An 18,323-nucleotide genomic window follows, 5' to 3' on the forward strand; every position below is an offset into this window, starting at 1 on the left:
CATGGAGCTCCTTCACAGTTCGGACCAGTTCGCCGTGTTCGACGACTTTCTCGGTGCCGAGGCTTTTCAGCAGATGCAGGCGTACCTGGGGTCCGAGAACTTCACCTACGTCAGGTCGCGCCGGTGGCACACCGCCTTCAAACTGCTGGATGGCGATCCGCTCGTCGGCTCCTCCGTGTTGAGCGATCACCCGGCGCCGCCGGAGAACGTCCTGGTGCACCCCTGCGGAAGGGGCATCGACGTGGTCGCCACCGCGATCAAGGCGGCGCTGCCCGATCTTGCCCCCTGGGTCGGCAAGCAGGGTGAAGCCTGGGAATTCTTCACCTGCACGTCTTACATCTATCCCATGGGAAGCGGATTGTCCTGGCACAAGGACGCCAAAAACAGGGCCGGTTCCTACGTCCTCTACCTCCACCCCGAATGGCAGCCCAAATGGGGAGCGGAGCTGCTGCTGTCCGGCACACCGGAGTGGCATCGCGGTACCGGGGACGAGCAGCCCCAGCGGGCGACCGGAACACCCGGCGGAATCGGCCAGTTCGTCACGCCGTACCCGAACCGGCTCGTGGTCATGAAGGCGGGCGTCATGCACGCCGTCAAGAAGGTGGACGTGACGGCGGGCGACCACGCCAGGTATTCGATCGCGGGCTTCTTCCAGACCGCGGCCGAACCGGCACCGCAGGACAGGGCCTCGTGATCCGGCCGGAGCGCCCCGGCCCGCAAGGAGACAGCGGCGTCGGCAGGACGGATGTCTGGCGCCGGGTGCTGCGCCTGTTCAGGCCGCATCGACGCCAGCTCGCCCTGTCATTGCTGATCGTCGCGATCATCTCGGGACTGAACGCCTCCAGCCCGGTCCTGCTGCGCGCTGTGATCAACGACGCGCTGCCACACTGTCGCACCGGCCTGCTCGCGGTCCTGTGCGTCCTGATGATCCTTGCCGGAATGCTCGCCGGGGGACTGTCGATTCTGCTCGCGGCCATCAACAACCGGACAGGTCAGCGCATCGTCCACACCCTGCGGACGGATCTGTACGGCGCGATGCAGGAGATGCCGCTCGACTACTTCGGTGAGGAGTCCACTGCTGAGATCCAGGCGCGCCTCGCCAGTGACATCGGTGGTGTCAGCGATGTCATGACGTTCGCCGCGCACTCGCTGCTCGGCGGCGCAGCGACGTTCGTCACCTCGGCGGTCGTCATGCTGTACATGAGCTGGCCGATAGGGCTTGCCTCGGTTGTGCTGTCGCTGGCCCTCAACCTGCTGAACAACAGGTTCGCGCGCAAGCGGCGCCGCCTCGCCAGGGAACAGCAGAGCCACGTGGCGCGGATGCTTCAGATCTCCGGCGAGCACCTCTCGCTGGCCGGTGTGATCATCGGGCGGACGCTGGCGCGCGAGGACTGGCAGCGTGACGTGTTCGAGCGCGCCTCGTCGGATGTGCGGGACAAGGCCATCAGGCAACGGCTCGCCGGGCGGACCGCGTTGGCCCTGATCGCGATGACTCTTGCCTGCCTTCCGGCGTGTGCCTACTGGGCCGCCGGGACCGTTTTGCCGGGGTTGTCGCTGGGCGCGGTCGTGGTGCTCACGACACTGCAGACGAGGCTGTCCACACCGATCCAGCAACTGCTGCAAGTCAGTGCCGAGATCCAGAGCTCCGCGGCCATGTTCGAGCGGATCTTCGCCTACCTCGATCTTCCGCGTACGCGCCGGCGCAGCCCGCGTGCCGCGTTGACCCGCCCGCGGGAGCGGCCCGGCTCGATCCGCCTGGACGGCGTCGGATACGGCTTCCCGGGCAGTGGCCGACGGGTGCTCGACGGGTTCAGCGCGACGATCCACGCCGGATCACGGACCTTCGTGATGGGCGAGTCCGGTGCGGGCAAGAGCACGCTCGGGCTTGTGATCTCGGGACTGGTCCAGCCTGACGCTGGAGAGATCTCCGTTCGCCCGCCCGACGGTCCGCGTACCGCGTCGTTGTGCGACCACGTCACGCTCGTGCCGCAGGAAGCCGTACTGTCGAACGCGACCATCCGTGAGAACCTCTTGTTCGCCCGGCCGGACGCCGATGACGCCGACATCGCGAAGGCCCTCGAGACGGTGTGTCTGTCCGGCCTTGTGGCAGGGCTCACGCTGGGCCTCCAGGCGCCGGTCGGAGAGCGTGGCGCCCAGCTTTCCGGTGGGGAACGGCAGCGGCTCGCGTTGGCCCGGTCGCTCCTGGCCGGCTACCCCGTCATGGTCATGGACGAGACGCTCAGCGGTGTCGACAGCGAGACAGCCGAGCAGATCTACCGGAACCTGGACCGTGACTTCCCGGGCAGGACCCTCATCTTCATCACGCACCGACTGCCGGAGGCGCTGCCCGGCTCCGACCTGATCGTCATGGCGAAGGGCGCGGTCGGCTACCACGGGACGCGCGACCGGACCACGCCGCCCGCCCCCCAGGGGATGCCGGCTCGCTGAGCCATCGGGGCCGCAACCCAGAGGAACGGAACATCGCATGCCCTACGTACTCGGACTCGGGGGTCCGTACCGCCACGACGCCTCCGCGTGTCTCGTCGACGAGACCGGACAGATCGTCGCTTTCGCCGAGGAGGAGCGCTTCAGCAGGCGCAGATGGAGTGCCGGAACGCGCAAGACATCGAGATCGGTGAGCTTCTGCCTGGATCGTGCGGGCATAGGCCTCGCGGACGTGGACGACATCGTCGCCGGCTTCGTCCCGCGCTGGCTGGACGGGCCCGCCATCCGGCACCGGCGACTGATCCGGCAGACGCTCGAGCCCAGGTACTTCGACGGCCACCAGCCGGTGGAGGTCAGTGTGATCGGGCATCACCTGGCCCACGCCGCCTCCGCCTTCCATTGTTCGGGATTCGACCGTGCGGCTGTGCTGGTGGTCGACGGTGCCGGCGACGGCGCGGCCACCAGCCTCTACCGCGGCACGCCCGACGGCCTCGAACTGGTGGAGGACTACCCGTTCAACCAGTCGCTCGGGCTGCTGTACGAGAGTGCCGCCGGATACCTCGGACTCGGCGATCTGGGCGGCGCCGACAAGCTGATGGCACTCGCGGCCTACGGCGAACCACGGTATGACCTGGGCTTCCTCACCGAGACCGCCTCCGGCTACGCTATCGACCTGTCGAAGTACGGGATGGGTCCGCGGGATACCGGGGGTTTCCGGCACGTCACCCCGGACTGGTCGCGGCGCATGAAGGAATGCTGCCGCGCCGCGTACGCGGCGCTGGGAGTGCCGGAGCGCACCAGCTGGCTCAGCTACGACCGCGCCTCGGGAGGATTCAGCCGGTGCGACGACTTCACGCCGGAACAAGCCGACCTGGCCGCTTCGATGCAGGCCGCACTGGAACGGTGTCTGCTCTCCCTGGCCCGCCGGGCCCTGGCCGCCTCCGGTACCACTCGGCTGTGCCTGGCCGGGGACGTCGCCCTGAACTGCGCCGCCAACGGCGTTTTGCAGCGCTACAGCGGGGCGACCGAACTCTTCGTGCAGCCCGCGGCCGACGACGCGGGCATCGCCATTGGTGCGGCACTGGAGGTGGCGCGTCAGCGCGGCTACGCGACGATCCCGTCGCGGCGTATGACACACATCGCGTTCGGCCCCGACTTCTCCGACGAGGGGATCGGACGTGTCCTGGACGAGACCGGCGCCCGCTACACCCATCACGGCGATGCGGTCGTGGAAGCAGCCGCGACGGCGCTCGCCGACGGCAGCGTCATCGGCTGGTTCCAGGGCCGCGCCGAAGGAGGACCGAGAGCCCTCGGCCGTCGAAGCATCCTCGGGGACCCTCGTTCCGTCACGACGCGTGACCGCATGAACCGGGACATCAAGAGGCGCGAGTGGTGGCGTCCGCTCGGTCTGAGCGTTCACGCGGACGCCGCCGGGGACCTCGTTCTCACTCCGTCGCCGGGCAGTACCGATTTCATGGCTGTCGCCCATTACGCCACCGAGACGGCCAGGACCAGGGCCCCTGCGGCGGTGCACGTGGACGACACCTTGCGCCCGCAGGTGGTGACCGCCGCGGCGGACGACCGGTATGCCCGGCTCCTCCACGCGTTCGGTGCCCGCACCGGAGTCCTCGCGCTCGTCAATGCCTCGTTCAACGACGAGTCGGAGCCGATCGTCTGCTCACCGGCGGACGCTCTGCGCATGTTCTGGTCGTCGCCGATGGACGCCCTGGCGATCGGCGGCTTCTGGCTCGACAAGCGGCGATAGTGCGCGGGCCGCGACGGCGCTCATCCGCCGGCCTCGGAGAGCCGCGCGCGGATGTCCGCGGCCTGCGTGCTGCCGACGGCGGCGAGCAATTCGTGCGCGACCGTCCAGGCGCGCCGGGCCTGCACGAGATCCCCCGCGCGCCGGTGGGCGTCGCCCAAGTCGCGCAGTGCTGCGGCCTGCCCGGGCCGGTTTCCCGCGTCACGGTGGACGCGGACGGCCTGCCGCAGCGATTCCAGCGCCGCCGTGTCCTGGCCGAGTCGTTGCTGCACGGCGGCGAGACCGGTGAGCACCTGGCCCTCGGCGTCGGGTCGTCCGCTCGAACGGTACGTGTCGCGTGCCTCGTTGTAGCGCTGCAAAGCTTCGTCGAGCCGGCCGGCGTCGACGTCGACGCAAGCGAGGTTGTACAGCGCCGCACCGCGCAGGTGCGGGGAATCGGTCTGCTCGGCGATGGTCAGGGCCCGGTGGAGCACCTCGACGGCCTGGGCGTTCGATCCTGTTGCGTGGTAGGCGTCCCCGAGGTTGTTCAGGACGAAGCCTTCCATGATCTGGTCGCCCGAGGCGTGGTTCAGCTCCGCCGCCCGCCGGAAGTGCTCGATGGCCTCGTCGAGCCGCCGCAGAGACAGACAGACGACTCCGGCCAGGTTGGCGACCACGGTCTCCGGACGGGGGTCGGCAAGACGGCGTGCGGCACGCAGGCCCGTCTCACAGAGCGCCAGCCAGTCCGACCAGTATCCCCGCAGGTGGCACACGTCGGCCAGAACCAGAGGGGCGTACCAGACCAGGTCGTGCATCTGCCGGCGCCCGGCTCGCTCGGCCAGAGCGGTCAGGTTCGCGCGCTCCCGCTCGAGCCAGCCCAGCGCGCTCTCGCGGTCGGCGAAGCCGGGAACCTCGGCAGGACCCTCGTACGGCGGGGGCGCGCTGTCCCGGCTGGGACGGATCGCGCGCCGCGCGTTGTCGGCGGCATTCAGGTACCAGGTGAGGAGACGGCGCACCGCCGCGTCGCGTTCCGGCTCGCCCTCCTCCCTGCCGACGCGCTCGCTCGCGTACTCGTGGACCAGGTCGTGCAGCCGGTAGCGCCCGGCCTCCGGGGCGTCCGCCAGGTGCGCGCCGATGAGGTGGCCGAGTGCCGTCTCCGCTTCGCCCGGGAAGACGTCCGCCAGCGCGGCGAACTGGACCGGTCCGAACCATTCGCCGTCCCACAGCCCGAGAAGGCGCAGTCCTCGGGCGGTGGCGGGGGGCAGGGCCACGTAGCTGGTCTCCAGGCAGGTGCGCACCGACCTCTGACCGTCGTCGAACTCGTCGAGGTGGGGATGCGAGCCGGACAGGCGGCGCGCCATGTCTGCGACCGACAGGTCGGGCCGGGTCGCCAGCCGGGCACCGATGAGCCGGATCGCCAGCGGCATGCCGCCGCACGCGGTCAGCACTCGCTCGGTCGCCTCCGGTTCCGACGCGGCGCGGGCGGCACCGACGATGTCGGCGAACAGCTTCGCCGCGTGATCGGGGACGAGTGCCGTGAGGCCGAACGACTGGACCCCGTCGAGCGCCGCGAGCCTCGTGCGGCTGGTGACGATCGCGGCGGACCCTTGGTACCCGGGAAGCAACAGACTGACCTGCGCCGTATCCGCGGCGTCGTCGAGCACTACGAGCACCCGGCGCTCGGCGAGCAGGCTGCGGTACAGGACGGCGAGTTCGTCCTCGGTCGCGGGAAGCGCGCCGTCACCTCTCAGCGCCCTGATGAACTGGGCCAGTACCGAGGTCGGCGAACGAGGAGCGTCACTGGTGCCGCGCAGATCCGCGAACAGCTGGCCGTCGGGGAAGGCACCGCGCACCTGGTGCGCGGCTTTCAGCGCGACGCTGGTCTTGCCGATGCCCCCCAAGCCGGTGACGGCCACGACGGGCACGCCGTCGGCCGGTGTCCCGAGGGTCCGCGTCAGTTCCCCGACCAGTTCCGTGCGACCGACGAAGTCGTTCACACCGGCGGGGAGCTGCCGGGGGACCATCACCTGGCGGGCCGACACCGACGAGGACGGTGGCGGCACGCTCAGGGCGGGATCGCCCGCCAGGATCGCCTCGTGCAGACTCCGCAGCTCGGGACCCGGGTCGAGTCCCAGTTCACGCACCGACTCGGCGTGCCCGGCCCGGTACGTCTCCAGGGCCTCGCCGGGAACGCCCGACCGGTAGAGGGCGAGCATCAGCTGCCCGCGCAGACGTTCTCGTAGCGGGTGCTCGTTGAGGACCGGGCGGAGTGCGGTGACCAGCTCGGCGTGACGACCGGCGTCCAGCGAGGCCTGCGCCCAGTCCTCGAACGTCACCAGCCGGGCTTCCTCCAGCGCGAACGCCTCCATGTCGACACACGGGGAGGAGGGGATGTCGGCGAACGCCCGGCCGCGCCACAGTGACAACGCCTGGTCGAGCAGATCGACAGCGGCATCGCCCTGGGCCTCGGCGCCGCGGCGGGTCAGCTCCCGGAACCGGAGGCAGTCCGCGGCGCCGGCGCGCAGGCTGTAACCGGACGGCCCATTGGCCACCGATCCGGGCCCGAGGAGGCGACGCAGTCGGGAGATCCGCACCTGCACCGCGTTGCGCGGATCCGCGGGCACACGCTTGCGCCACACAGCCTCCGTCAGGTGTTCGACCGTGACCGGTTCTCCCGCGTGCACCAGCAACTCGCCCAGGAAGGCCCGGTCCCGTGCCGAGGCGGGGCTGATCCACCGAGTACCGTCGCCCAGCAACAACGGCCCCAGGACCGCGAATTCCATTGGCCGGCTCCCTTCCTCGATGGCGGCACTGTGGCACACCGCCTCGGGGCGGCCGTTCGCGGTGTCCGCGGGCAGCGAGGTGCGTGCTCAGCGCCTATGTCACGGCATGATGCCTGGTCGCGCTGCGTGACCGCACGGCGGCGTGGGATTCGTGAACGGGCGAGGGACCGCGGTGGGCCTCGATGGCGCGGCAGCGGGGCGGCGAGGCACACGGAGGAACGGGGTTCCGGCCCTGTCGGGCCGGGCCGCACCGGCCGAGGCGGGCGTTGTGGGAGGCTGGATCGCATGAACCGGCTGGCTGGTGTGACCTCGCCTTATCTGCTTCAGCACGCGGACAACCCGGTGGACTGGTGGCCCTGGTCCCCCGAGGCGTTCGCGGAGGCGCGGCGGCGCGACGTGCCGGTGCTGCTGTCCGTGGGGTATTCGGCGTGCCACTGGTGTCATGTGATGGCTCGGGAGTCGTTCGAGGACGTTGCCACCGCTGCTGTCGTCAATGACGGGTTCGTCGCGGTCAAGGTGGATCGGGAGGAGCGGCCGGACGTCGACGCCGTGTACATGGAGGCGGTGCAGGCGGCTACCGGGCAGGGTGGGTGGCCTATGACCGTTTTTCTGACGCCGGACGGGGAGCCGTTCTACTTCGGGACCTACTTTCCGCCTGAGCCACGGCACGGCATGCCCGGGTTCCGGCAGGTGCTGGAGGGCGTGCGCAGCGCTTGGCGGGACCGGCGCGAGGAGGTCGGGGAGGTTGCCGGGCGGATCGTGCGGGATCTGTCCGAACGACGGATCGCGCAGGTCGGGGGCGCCGCGCCGGGGGCCGAGGAACTGGGGGCCGCGCTGCTGGGGCTGACGCGGGAGTACGACGCCACGCGGGGCGGGTTCGGGGGCGCGCCGAAGTTCCCGCCGTCGATGGCGCTGGAGTTCCTGCTGCGGCACCACGCGCGCACCGGTTCCGAGGGCGCGTTGCAGATGGCGGCCGACACCTGTGAGGCGATGGCGCGCGGCGGGATCTACGACCAGCTCGGCGGCGGCTTCGCGCGCTACAGCGTGGACCGGGAATGGGTCGTGCCGCATTTCGAGAAGATGCTGTACGACAACGCGCTGCTGTGCCGGGTGTACGCGCATCTGTGGCGGGCCACCGGCTCTGACCTCGCGCGGCGTGTGGCGGTCGGGACCGCCGACTTCATGGTGCGTGAACTGCGCACCGCGCAGGGCGGGTTCGCCTCCGCGCTGGACGCCGACAGCGACCGCGCCGACGGCACGCACGCCGAGGGCGCGTACTACGTGTGGACGCCCGATGAGCTGCGCGAGGTGCTGGGGGAGGAGGACGCCCGGCTCGCCGCGCAGTACTTCGGGGTGACCGAGGACGGGACCTTCGAGCACGGCGCCTCCGTACTCCAGCTCAAGGGCGGGGAGTTGGCGGACGGCGAACGGATCGGGGAGGTGCGGGCTCGGCTGCTGGAGGCGCGGGAGCTGCGGCCCCGGCCCGGCCGGGACGACAAGGTGGTCGCCGCGTGGAACGGGCTGGCGATCGCCGCGCTCGCCGAGACCGGCGCGTACTTCGAGCGCCCCGACCTCGTACGGGCCGCGCTGGACGCCGCCGACCTGCTCGTACGGGTGCACATGGACGACGAGCACGCGCGCCTCGCCCGCACCTCGCGCGACGGCGTCGTAGGCGCCAACTCCGGTGTCCTGGAGGACTACGCGGACGTGGCCGAGGGCTTCGTCACGCTGGCCGGGGTGACCGGCGAGGGCGTGTGGCTGGAGTTCGCCGGGCTGCTGCTCGACACCGTGCTGCGGCACTTCGCCGACGGGGACGGCGGCTTCCACGACACCGCCGACGACGCCGAACGCCTCATCCGCAGGCCGCAGGACCCCACCGACAACGCGACCCCCTCGGGCTGGACCGCCGCCGCGCAGGCGCTGCTGTCGTACGCGGCCCACACCGGCTCGGAACGCCATCGCACCGCCGCCGAGGGCGCGTTGGGGATCGTGGGCGCGCTGGCCGGGCGAGCACCGCGGTTCATCGGCTGGGGCCTGGCGGCGGCGGAAGCGGCGCTGGACGGACCCCGCGAAGTGGCCGTCGTCGGACCCGCGGGCGATCCGGCGACCGCCGCGCTGCACCGGACCGCGCTGCTGGGGACCGCGCCGGGCGCGGTGGTCGCCGTGGGCGAGCCGGACGGCGAGGAGTTCCCGTTGCTGCGCGACCGGCCGCTGGTCGACGGCCGCCCGGCCGCGTACGTGTGCCGCCACTTCACGTGCGACGCGCCGGTGACGGATGCGGAGGCGCTGGCGGAGCGGCTCGGGGGCTGAGGGCGGAGTGCCTCAGGGGCTCAGAGGGCGTGCCGGCCCAGGCCGTCCGCGAGGATGTCCAGGGTGCGTTCCAGCAGTGCGCCCAGGTCCTCGGTGCCGTCGTTCTCGACCCAGTGCATCATCGTCTCCTGCCAGCCGCCGAGCAGCGCGCCCACCACGATGCGCAGGCCCAGGTCGTCGGCGGGGCGGCCGGTGCGGCGGGCGAGGACGTCGACCAGCAGGCCGCAGGAGACGGACATGTTCTCGCCCATCCGGGCCCGGATCGCCGGCACCTCGCGCACCAGCCGCATCCGTTGCAGCATCTCGTCGTGTTCCCCGGCCGCCATCTGGCGGGCCAGCGGCACGACCGCCTGCCGCAACGAGTCCACGATCGGCTCGTCCGCCGGGCGTTCCAGCAGCGCGGCCTCCATCAGCGGGTCGTACTCGTCGGTGAGGACGACGTCCTCCTTGGTGGGGAAGTACCGGAAGAAGGTGCTGGGGGAGACCTCGGCGGCGGCGGCGATCTGCTCGACGGTGGTCGCGTCGTACCCCTGGCGTTCGAAGAGCCGGTAGGCGGCGTGCCGTATCCCCTGGCGGGTCCTGATCTTCTTGCGCTCCCGCAGGCCGAGCGCGGGGGCGGCGGGGGTGGTAGCGGAGGCCATGTCCGTCATTGTCGTGCATCGGCCGGTGCGGGGGCCACGGCGGCGGCCGGTGCCTGGGCGGTACGCGAGTCCGGCAGCCGCAGCGCCACCAGCACCGCCGCGACGACCGCCGTCACCCCGCACAGCAGCAGGACGACGTCCATGCCGTGCACGTAGGCGGCGTTCGCGGAGGCCGCGAGGCGGGGGTCGTGGAGGGTGGCGGCGACCGTGTGCGCCGCGACCACCGACTTGCCGGCGACCGCGCCCGCCGCGGGCGGCAGCCCGGCCGTGTCCAGCCTGGCGCCGAACGCCGAGGCCAGCACGCTGCCCAGCAGCGCCACCCCGATCGCCCCGCCGGTCTGCCGCAGCGTCATCAGCAGCCCAGAGCCGGAACCGGCGCGCTCACGCGGCAGCGTCCCCAGGGCGGCGTCCATGGCCGGGATCATGGCGAAGCCGAACCCGAAGCCGGTCACCGACAGCCACAGCGCGGTGTAGCCGTAGCCGTCGTCCGCCGTGGTGCGGCTGCCCAGGAACGCGGCGGCCGCCAGCACCAGCAGCCCGCCCGCGATCACCGGCCGCGGCCCGAAGCGGGCGACCAGCGGCGCGGCGGCCCGGGCGGTCACCAGCAGCCCCGCCATCATCGGCAGCAGCCGCACGCCCGTGCCGAACGCGTCGGCGCCCAGCACCGCCTGGAGGTAGTTGGGCAGCACGAACAGCAGCCCCATCAGCACGAACATCACCAGCGTCGCGGCGACCGCGTTCCACAGGAAGTTGCGCTGCCGCAGCAGGCCGACGTCCAGCATCGGCCGTACGGCCACCCGCTCGCGCAGCACCAGCGCGGTCAGCAGTGCGGCGGCGCCGAAGAACATGACCAGCACGAGGGGATCGCCCCAGCCCCGGCGCGGCGCCTCGATGATCCCGTAGACCAGCGCGCCGAGCCCGACGCAGTTGAGCGCGGAGCTGATCGTGTCGATGCGCGGGGCGGACGGGTCGGAGGACTCGCGCAGCAGGAAGACGCAGGCGGTGATGCCGATGGCGACCATGGGCACGTTGATCAGGAAGACCGAGCCCCACCAGAAGTGGTCCAGCAGCCAGCCGCCGATGATCGGGCCGAGCGGCATGCCCAGCGCGGTGGCGGCGGTCAGCATGCCGATCGCCTTGGTGCGCTCCCCGGGTCCGAAGACGGCCGGGAGCACGGCCATCGCCAACGGCATGATCAGCGCGGCGCCCAGCCCCATGCCGGTGCGGGCGGCGATGACCCCGGCGGGCGAGCCGGCCAGCGCCCCGGCCAGCGAACCGGCGAGGAAGAGCGCGAGGCCGACGACGAGCATCCGGCGCCGCCCGAAGCGGTCGCCCAGCAGGCCCGCCGGGAGCATCAGCGCGGCCAGCACGACGGTGTAGGAGTCGGCGATCCACTGCTGCTGGCTGATGTCGGCGCCCAGCTGCGAAGCCATCGTGGGCAGCGCGACGTTGAGGATCGTGGCGTCGAACCCGACGACGAGCATGCTCGCGACGAGCGCGCCCAGAGCCCACCAGCGCTTGGGGTCGGGCGGGGCGGAGGTGGCGGGCGCGGGGGTGGTGGCGTGCATGGCGTTCACCCTTCGGTGGCCGGGGCCTGCTCCGGCGGTGGGAACGGCGGAGAGGATCCGGTAGTAAGTCTTATATGACAGTCACTCTCAAAAAATAGTAACTCCCGTGGCGGCATGGCGCCAGGTGCCCAGGTGGGAACGGGTGCGGGCAGGGGTGCCGGCGGGGGTGCGGGCGGGGGTACGGGTGCGGGCGTGTGTGTACGTGGGTGTGTACGCGAAAACGAGGACGACCCGCGGCGGGTTGCCGCGGGTCGTCCTCGTGCGGGAGGTCTTACGGGGAGGGCGCCGGGATCGTCAGTACGTCCAGTGCGGGCGGCCCGACTCCATGACGCAGCGGATGACGCGGCCGGCGCTGTCCGTCGTGGACTTGCCCAGGTCGGCGTCACGGCAGAACTCGCCCGCGCGGTAGCAGTTGCCCGCGTTCGAACGGATGCTGCACACCGATGCCGCCGCATGGGTGGTCGGCGCGGGCTCGGCCGGACGGGTGACGGGCGGCGGCGCCGGGTGACGCGTCGCGGTGTGCGTGGGTGCCGGAGCGTGGGTGCGGGGAGCCGCCGGGGTGGGCGTCGGCTTGGCGGCGGGCGTCGAGGGCGAGGGCGGCGGCGAAGGGGGCGGCGCGGTCGTCGGGGCCGCGGTCGTCGTGGCCGCCGTGGGCGCGGTCGTGGCGGGGGCGACCCCGCTCGCGCCGGACGCCGTGGGCCCGCAGGCCGCGAGGGAGCAGGCCGCGGCGAACGCGGCCACGGATATGGCGAAATGACGGCGTTTCATGGCGGGACGGTAGTCCCGCGCCGGTTGTGAAGAGAAGGTGTAGGAGTGGTGGAGCCTGGATGGATGCGGTGTCGTTACCTGGCGTGCGGGCCGCTCACCGGAGCGTGTGCGTGCGGGCCGTCCAGTGGCGCGTACACGCGTACGCCGCTCACCTGTGCGTGTACGCCACCAGGGAGATCCCCACGTAGTGGACGATGAACGCGGCCAGCGTGAACGAGTGGAAGACCTCGTGGAAGCCGAACCAGCGCGGTGACGGGTTGGGCCGCTTGATCCCGTAGATCACGCCGCCCGCGCTGTAGAGCAGGCCGCCCAGCGTCACGCAGACCAGCACCGCGACGCCGCCGGTGCGCATGAAGTCGGGCAGGAAGAACACCGCTGCCCAGCCCAGCGCGAGGTAGCAGGGCGTGTAGAGCCAGCGCGGCGCGCTCACCCAGAAGACCCGGAACGCTATTCCGGCCAGCGCGCCCGCCCAGATGAACCACAGCAGCGCGGTCGCCGTCCCCGACGGCAGCAGCAGGATGGCGAGGGGGGTGTACGTACCGGCGATGATGAGGAAGATGTTGGCGTGGTCCAGACGGCGTAGGACGGCCGACGCCTTCGGTCCCCAGTTGCCCCGGTGGTAGAGCGCGCTCACTCCGAACAGCAGGCAGGCGGTGAGCGTGTAGACCGCGCAGCCGACCCGCGCCCGCGGGCTGTCGGCCAGCGCGGTCAGGAGCACGCCCGCGAAGAGCGTGGCCGGGAACATCCCGGCGTGCAGCCATCCGCGCAGCTTGGGCTTGACGACGGCCTGCGCCTGCGCGACGGCGGCCTGTGCTTGCGCGACGGCACCCTGACCCTGGCTCGCGGCGGCGGCCGATGCCGAGCCGCGAGTCTCCTCGACCGGTGTCATGCCCGTCATGCTACCTACGCCACCGTAGGTTACGAGTAAGTAATGAATGGGCGTTGAAGTGGCAATGCTCACCTCGCCGGGGCTGGACAGATCGGGTGTACGGGCCAGACACTCATATGAGTGCGGTCGGCACCGGATGAGCGGCCATGAAGCATCCGGGTCGCAGCCCCCAAGGGGCCCCCTCAACCCTCGACATTGACGCCCGGCTTCCTCGTGGTCCCGGGCGGGACGGAGCGATCGTGGCGCGCGGCAATGCGGCTCCCACCACACACCAGGACCTGATCGCATGGGTCGGCGAGATCGCCGAGCTGACCCAGCCCGACGAGATCGTCTGGTGCGACGGCTCGGAGGACGAGTACCAGCGGCTGTGCGACGAACTCGTCGCCAAGGGCACCTTCAAGCGGCTCGACCCCGTCAAGCGCCCCAACTCCTACTACGCGGCGTCCGACCCGACCGACGTGGCCCGCGTCGAGGACCGCACGTTCATCTGCTCCGAGAAGGAGGAGGACGCCGGCCCCACCAACCACTGGAAGGCCCCCGCCGAGATGCGGGAGGTCTTCGCCGGTGACAAGGGGCTGTTCCGCGGCTCGATGCGCGGCCGCACGATGTACGTCGTGCCGTTCTGCATGGGCCCGCTGGGCTCGCCGCTGTCGGCGCTGGGCGTGGAGATCACCGACTCCGCCTACGTCGCCGTCTCGATGCGCACCATGACCCGCATGGGGCAGCAGGTCCTGGACGAGCTGGGCGAGGACGGCTTCTTCGTCAAGGCCGTGCACACCCTCGGCGCCCCGCTGGAGGCGGGCCAGGCCGACGTGCCGTGGCCGTGCAACTCCACCAAGTACATCTCGCACTTCCCCGAGGACCGCGAGATCTGGTCCTACGGCTCGGGCTACGGCGGCAACGCGCTGCTCGGCAAGAAGTGCTACGCGCTGCGCATCGCCTCGGTCATGGCCCGGGACGAGGGCTGGCTCGCCGAGCACATGCTCATCCTGAAGCTCACCCCGCCGAAGGGGCAGCCGAAGTACGTGGCCGCCGCGTTCCCGTCGGCCTGCGGCAAGACCAACCTGGCCATGCTGGAGCCGACGATCCCCGGCTGGACCGTGGAGACCATCGGCGACGACATCGCGTGGATGCGCTTCGGCGAGGACGGCCGCCTGTACGCGATCAACCCCGAGGCGGGCTTCTTCGGCGTCGCCCCCGGCACCGGCGAGCACACCAACGCCAACGCGATGAAGACCATGTACGGCAACTCGGTCTTCACCAACGTCGCCCTCACCGACGACGGCGACGTGTGGTGGGAGGGGATGACCGAGGAGACCCCGGCGCACCTGACGGACTGGAAGGGCAACGACTGGACGCCCGAGTCCGGCACGCCCGCCGCGCACCCCAACGCCCGCTTCACGGTGCCCGCTTCGCAGTGCCCGATCATCGCGCCCGAGTGGGAGGACCCGCGGGGCGTGCCGATCTCGGCGATCCTGTTCGGCGGGCGGCGTGCCTCCGCGGTGCCGCTGGTCACCGAGTCGTTCGACTGGCAGCACGGGGTGTTCCTCGGTGCGAACGTGGCCTCCGAGAAGACCGCCGCGGCCGAGGGCAAGGTCGGCGAACTGCGCCGCGACCCGTTCGCGATGCTGCCGTTCTGCGGCTACAACATGGGCGACTACTTCGGTCACTGGGTGAAGATCGGGCAGACGCACGACGCGGCGAACCTGCCGAAGATCTACTACGTCAACTGGTTCCGCAAGGACGCGGGCGGGCGCTTCGTCTGGCCGGGCTTCGGCGAGAACGGGCGCGTGCTCAAGTGGATCGTCGAGCGGCTCAACGGCGAGGCGGCGGGCGTCGAGACGCCGATCGGCGTGCTGCCGGAGCGCGGCGCGCTCGACACGGCCGGCCTCGACATCTCCGAGGCGGACCTCGACCTGCTGCTGTCGGTCGACGAGGAGGTCTGGCGCGAGGAGGCTTCGCTGATCCCGCAGCACCTGGAGACCTTCGGTGACCACACCCCGAAGGAACTGTGGGACGAGTACCGGAGCCTGGTGCGACGTCTGGGCTGATTTCTTTAGGGGCGCGGGGCGTTTCCCCGCGCCCCTTTGGGCTTGATGGGCTGAGCCCGAGATCTTTTAGGGGCGCGGGGAACTGCGCGAGCAGCCACGACGGACCGGGACTGGGTCACCGGTCTGGGGGCCTACGGTCGTTGTTCGGCCACCGGCCGGTGGTGGCTGAGCGCGCAGTTCCCCGCGCCCCTTTCGGGGCTTCGGGGTGGGCGCGATCGCCTGGTTTTCAGGGGCTCAGAACTGCGCGTAGCCGTCCAAGAAGGAACCGATCCTCTGGACCGCGTCCGTCAGGTCCTCCGCCCTCGGCAGCGTCACGATGCGGAAGTGGTCGGGCTCCGGCCAGTTGAAGCCCGTGCCGTGGACGATCATGATCTTCTCCGCCCTCAGCAGGTCCAGGACCATCTGGCGGTCGTCCTTGATCTTGTAGACCGACGGGTCCAGCCTCGGGAACGCGTACAGCGCGCCCTTCGGCTTGACGCACGTGATGCCCGGGATCGCGGTCAGCGCCTCGTACGTCGCGTCGCGCTGCGCGCGCAGGCGGCCGCCGGGCAGGACGAGGGAGTTGATCGACTGGTGACCGCCCAGCGCGGTCGCGATCGCGTGTTGCGCGGGCATGTTCGCGCACAACCGCATGTTCGCCAGGATCGTCAGGCCCTCGATGTAGCTGCCCGCGTGCGCCTTCGGTCCGCAGACCGCCATCCAGCCGCTGCGGTACCCGGCGACCCGGTACGCCTTGGACAGCCCGTTGAACGTGAGCGTCAGCAGGTCGGGCGCGAGGGCGGCGGTCGGGGTGTGGGTGGCGTCGTCGTAGAGGATCTTGTCGTAGATCTCGTCGGAGCAGACGATCAGCTGGTGGCGGCGGGCGATGTCGGCCAGGGACCGGACCATCTCGTCGTCGTAGACCGCGCCGGTGGGGTTGTTGGGGTTGATGACGACGATCGCCTTGGTGCGGTCGGTCACCTTGCGCTCGATGTCGGCGAGGTCCGGCATCCAGTCGGACTGCTCGTCGCAGCGGTAGTGCACGGCCGTGCCGCCGGCCAGCGAGACCGCGGCGGTCCACAACGGGTAGTCGGGGGCGGGGACCAGCACCTCGTCGCCGTCGTCCAGCAGCGCCTGCATGGACATCTGGATCAGTTCGGAGACGCCGTTGCCGAGGTAGACGTCCTCGACGTCCAGCTCGATGCCCTGGGGCTGGTAGTGCTGGACGACCGCGCGGCGTGCCGACAGCAGGCCCTTGGCGTCGCCGTAGCCGTGCGCGTCGCCGAGCGAGCGCAGCATGTCTTCCAGGATCTCCGGCGGGCACTCGAAGCCGAAGGGCGCCGGGTTGCCGGTGTTCAGCTTGAGAATGCGGTGACCCGCCGCCTCCAGCCGCATCGCTTCTTCGAGAACCGGGCCCCGGATCTCGTAACACACGTTCGCGAGCTTCGTCGACTGGATGACCTGCATGCGCACACCCTACGGGCAGCCTCCGCGCCCCGCCCGGTGTTTTTCGCCACGTCACCGCACCGGTGGGCGTGAGGACGGCGCCCGCGAACGGCGCACCGACCGCCCCGCCAGCACGCCCGTCCGCCGCCCGTCCTCCATGACGAATCGGCCGTCGATCAGCACGTACGGGATCCCGGCGGGGGCGGTCCTGGGCGCGGCGTAGGTCGCGCCCGCCGTCACCGTCGCGGGGTCGAAGAGCACCAGGTCGGCGCGGTGGCCCACCCGGATCAGGCCCCGGTCGGCCAGGCCCAGGCGGGCGGCGGGGCGCCCGGTGAGGTGGGCGACGCACTCGGCCAGCGACAGCACGCCCATCTCGCGCACGTAGTGGCCGAGGTAGTGCGGGAAGGTGCCGTACGCGCGCGGATGCGGCTTGTCGCCGCGCAGGATGCCGTCGCTGCCGCCGGTGTGGGCCGGGTGGCGCATGATCGCGCGGACGTTCGTCTCGTCGCCGACGTGCTGGAGGATCGTCGTCGCCAGCCGGTCCGCCAGCAGCAGGGCCCGCGCCACGGCGAACGGCTCCTCGCCGCGTTCCCGCGCGATCCCCGCGATGGTCGCGCCGACCTGCCCGGCGAGCGCCCGGTCCCCGACGCCGGAGACCTCGACGGTGTCCCAGTCGACGGGCACGCCGTGGCAGCCGTCGGAGCCGGTGACCTCCATCGCGTGCCGTATCCGCGCGGCCGTCGCGTCGTCGCGCAGCGCGCGCAGCGTCGCCTCGGGGCCGCCCTCGGTGGCCCAGCCCGGCAGCAGCGCGGCGAGCGTCGTGCAGCCCGCGAGGTACGGGTAGCTGTCGAGGGTGACGTCGGCGCCGTGCGCGATCGCCTCGTCCAGCAGGGCCAGCATCTCTCCGGCGCGACCGGCGTTGGCGGGGAAGTTCATCGTGGCGTGCGCCAGGTGCAGCGCGCAGCCCGCGTCCCGGGTCACCGTCAGCATCTCGCGGTACGCCTCCAGCGCGCCCGCGCCGTAGCCGCGGTGGTGGGGGCAGTAGTAGCCGCCGTGGGCGGCCACCACCCGGCACAGCGCGGTGAGTTCTGCGGTCGGCGCGTACATGCCGGGGGTGTAGGTGAGCCCGGACGACATGCCGACCGCGCCCTCCGCGAGCCCGGCCGCCACCAGCGCCTTCATCCGGTCCAGCTCGTCCGCCGTCGCCGGGCGGTCCGACCAGCCGACCACCATCGCCCGTACCGTCCCCTGCGGCACCAGGTAGGCGGCGTTGACGGCGATGCCCTGCCGGTCCAGCCGGTCGAGGTAGCCGCCGACCGAACGCCAGTCGAAGTCGACGTCGCCGCCGTCGCCGTTCCACCCCGCGATGTGCGCCCGCACCGCCTCCAGCGTGGCGTCGTCCACCGGCGCGTACGACAGCCCGTCCTGGCCCAGCACCTCCAGCGTCACGCCCTGCGCGGTCTTCGCCTCGTGCGCGGGGTCGCGCAGCAGGGCGAGGTCGCTGTGGGCGTGCATGTCGATGAACCCCGGTGCCAGCGCGAGCCCTTCGGCGTCCAGCACCCGGCGCCCGCCCGGCCGGCGGCCCGTCCCGTACGGCACGACGGCGGCGATCCGCCCGTCCGCGAGGGCGACGTCGGCGCGGTACGGGGACGTGGCGCCGGTGCCGTCGACCACGGTCGCGTCTCGCAGGACGAGATCCAAG

Annotated in this window: 12 protein-coding genes; 5 read left to right on the top strand and 7 right to left on the bottom strand. The window is 71.5% G+C overall.

Going from position 1 to position 18,323, the window contains the following annotated elements; all coding sequences use genetic code 11:
• Position 1 precedes the first annotated feature (1 nt).
• Genes K7472_RS04060 through K7472_RS04070 form a run of 3 tightly spaced genes read left to right on the top strand, consistent with a single transcriptional unit; the run spans position 2 to position 4,210 of the window.
• Complete coding sequence (locus K7472_RS04060; RefSeq protein WP_222973912.1) at positions 2 to 694, top strand: 2OG-Fe(II) oxygenase; 693 nt, start codon at positions 2 to 4, stop codon at positions 692 to 694.
• Positions 691 to 2,448: an ABC transporter ATP-binding protein gene (locus tag K7472_RS04065; protein WP_222973914.1), complete on the top strand. Its 1,758-nt coding sequence runs from the start codon at positions 691 to 693 to the stop codon at positions 2,446 to 2,448. Before K7472_RS04060 ends, K7472_RS04065 begins: the two co-directional genes overlap by 4 nt.
• Positions 2,449 to 2,485: 37 nt before the next feature.
• Complete coding sequence (locus tag K7472_RS04070; protein ID WP_222973916.1) at positions 2,486 to 4,210, top strand: carbamoyltransferase family protein; 1,725 nt, start codon at positions 2,486 to 2,488, stop codon at positions 4,208 to 4,210.
• 20 nt (positions 4,211 to 4,230) lie between these two features.
• Here K7472_RS04070 and K7472_RS04075 read toward each other — a convergent pair whose 3' ends face one another.
• The gene (locus K7472_RS04075; RefSeq protein WP_222973918.1) at positions 4,231 to 6,969 is read right to left on the bottom strand and encodes an AfsR/SARP family transcriptional regulator; all 2,739 of its coding nucleotides are present in this window, start codon (positions 6,967 to 6,969) and stop codon (positions 4,231 to 4,233) included.
• Between the two features lie 285 nt (positions 6,970 to 7,254).
• On the opposite strand from K7472_RS04075, the gene K7472_RS04080 reads away from it, so the two are divergent.
• Positions 7,255 to 9,279, top strand: coding sequence for a thioredoxin domain-containing protein (locus K7472_RS04080; RefSeq protein WP_222973920.1), 2,025 nt, complete (start codon positions 7,255 to 7,257; stop codon positions 9,277 to 9,279).
• A gap of 20 nt (positions 9,280 to 9,299) precedes the next feature.
• Here K7472_RS04080 and K7472_RS04085 read toward each other — a convergent pair whose 3' ends face one another.
• From K7472_RS04085 to trhA, 4 genes are all read right to left on the bottom strand, one after another.
• A complete protein-coding gene (locus tag K7472_RS04085) occupies positions 9,300 to 9,929 on the bottom strand; it encodes an acyl-CoA-like ligand-binding transcription factor (RefSeq protein ID WP_222973922.1) in 630 nt (209 codons plus the stop codon).
• The gene (locus tag K7472_RS04090; protein WP_222973924.1) at positions 9,926 to 11,488 is read right to left on the bottom strand and encodes an MFS transporter; all 1,563 of its coding nucleotides are present in this window, start codon (positions 11,486 to 11,488) and stop codon (positions 9,926 to 9,928) included. Before K7472_RS04090 ends, K7472_RS04085 begins: the two co-directional genes overlap by 4 nt.
• A 294-nt stretch (positions 11,489 to 11,782) precedes the next feature.
• Positions 11,783 to 12,256: a hypothetical protein gene (locus K7472_RS04095; RefSeq protein WP_222974411.1), complete on the bottom strand. Its 474-nt coding sequence runs from the start codon at positions 12,254 to 12,256 to the stop codon at positions 11,783 to 11,785.
• 148 nt (positions 12,257 to 12,404) lie between these two features.
• Positions 12,405 to 13,154, bottom strand: coding sequence for a PAQR family membrane homeostasis protein TrhA (gene trhA, locus K7472_RS04100; RefSeq protein WP_372457902.1), 750 nt, complete (start codon positions 13,152 to 13,154; stop codon positions 12,405 to 12,407).
• Positions 13,155 to 13,384: 230 nt separating this feature from the next.
• Between trhA and K7472_RS04105 the strand changes: the two genes are divergently transcribed.
• Complete coding sequence (locus K7472_RS04105) at positions 13,385 to 15,196, top strand: phosphoenolpyruvate carboxykinase (GTP) (RefSeq protein ID WP_222973926.1); 1,812 nt, start codon at positions 13,385 to 13,387, stop codon at positions 15,194 to 15,196.
• Positions 15,197 to 15,430: 234 nt separating this feature from the next.
• Here the strand turns inward: K7472_RS04105 and K7472_RS04110 are convergent, their stop codons facing one another.
• The gene (locus K7472_RS04110; RefSeq protein ID WP_222973929.1) at positions 15,431 to 16,642 is read right to left on the bottom strand and encodes a pyridoxal phosphate-dependent aminotransferase; all 1,212 of its coding nucleotides are present in this window, start codon (positions 16,640 to 16,642) and stop codon (positions 15,431 to 15,433) included.
• Between the two features lie 51 nt (positions 16,643 to 16,693).
• Positions 16,694 to 18,322: an N-acyl-D-amino-acid deacylase family protein gene (locus K7472_RS04115; RefSeq protein WP_222973931.1), complete on the bottom strand. Its 1,629-nt coding sequence runs from the start codon at positions 18,320 to 18,322 to the stop codon at positions 16,694 to 16,696.
• Between the last annotated feature and the right edge of the window lies 1 nt (position 18,323).

Source organism: Streptantibioticus parmotrematis (assembly GCF_019890615.1).
Lineage (GTDB): Bacteria > Actinomycetota > Actinomycetes > Streptomycetales > Streptomycetaceae > Streptantibioticus_D > Streptantibioticus_D parmotrematis.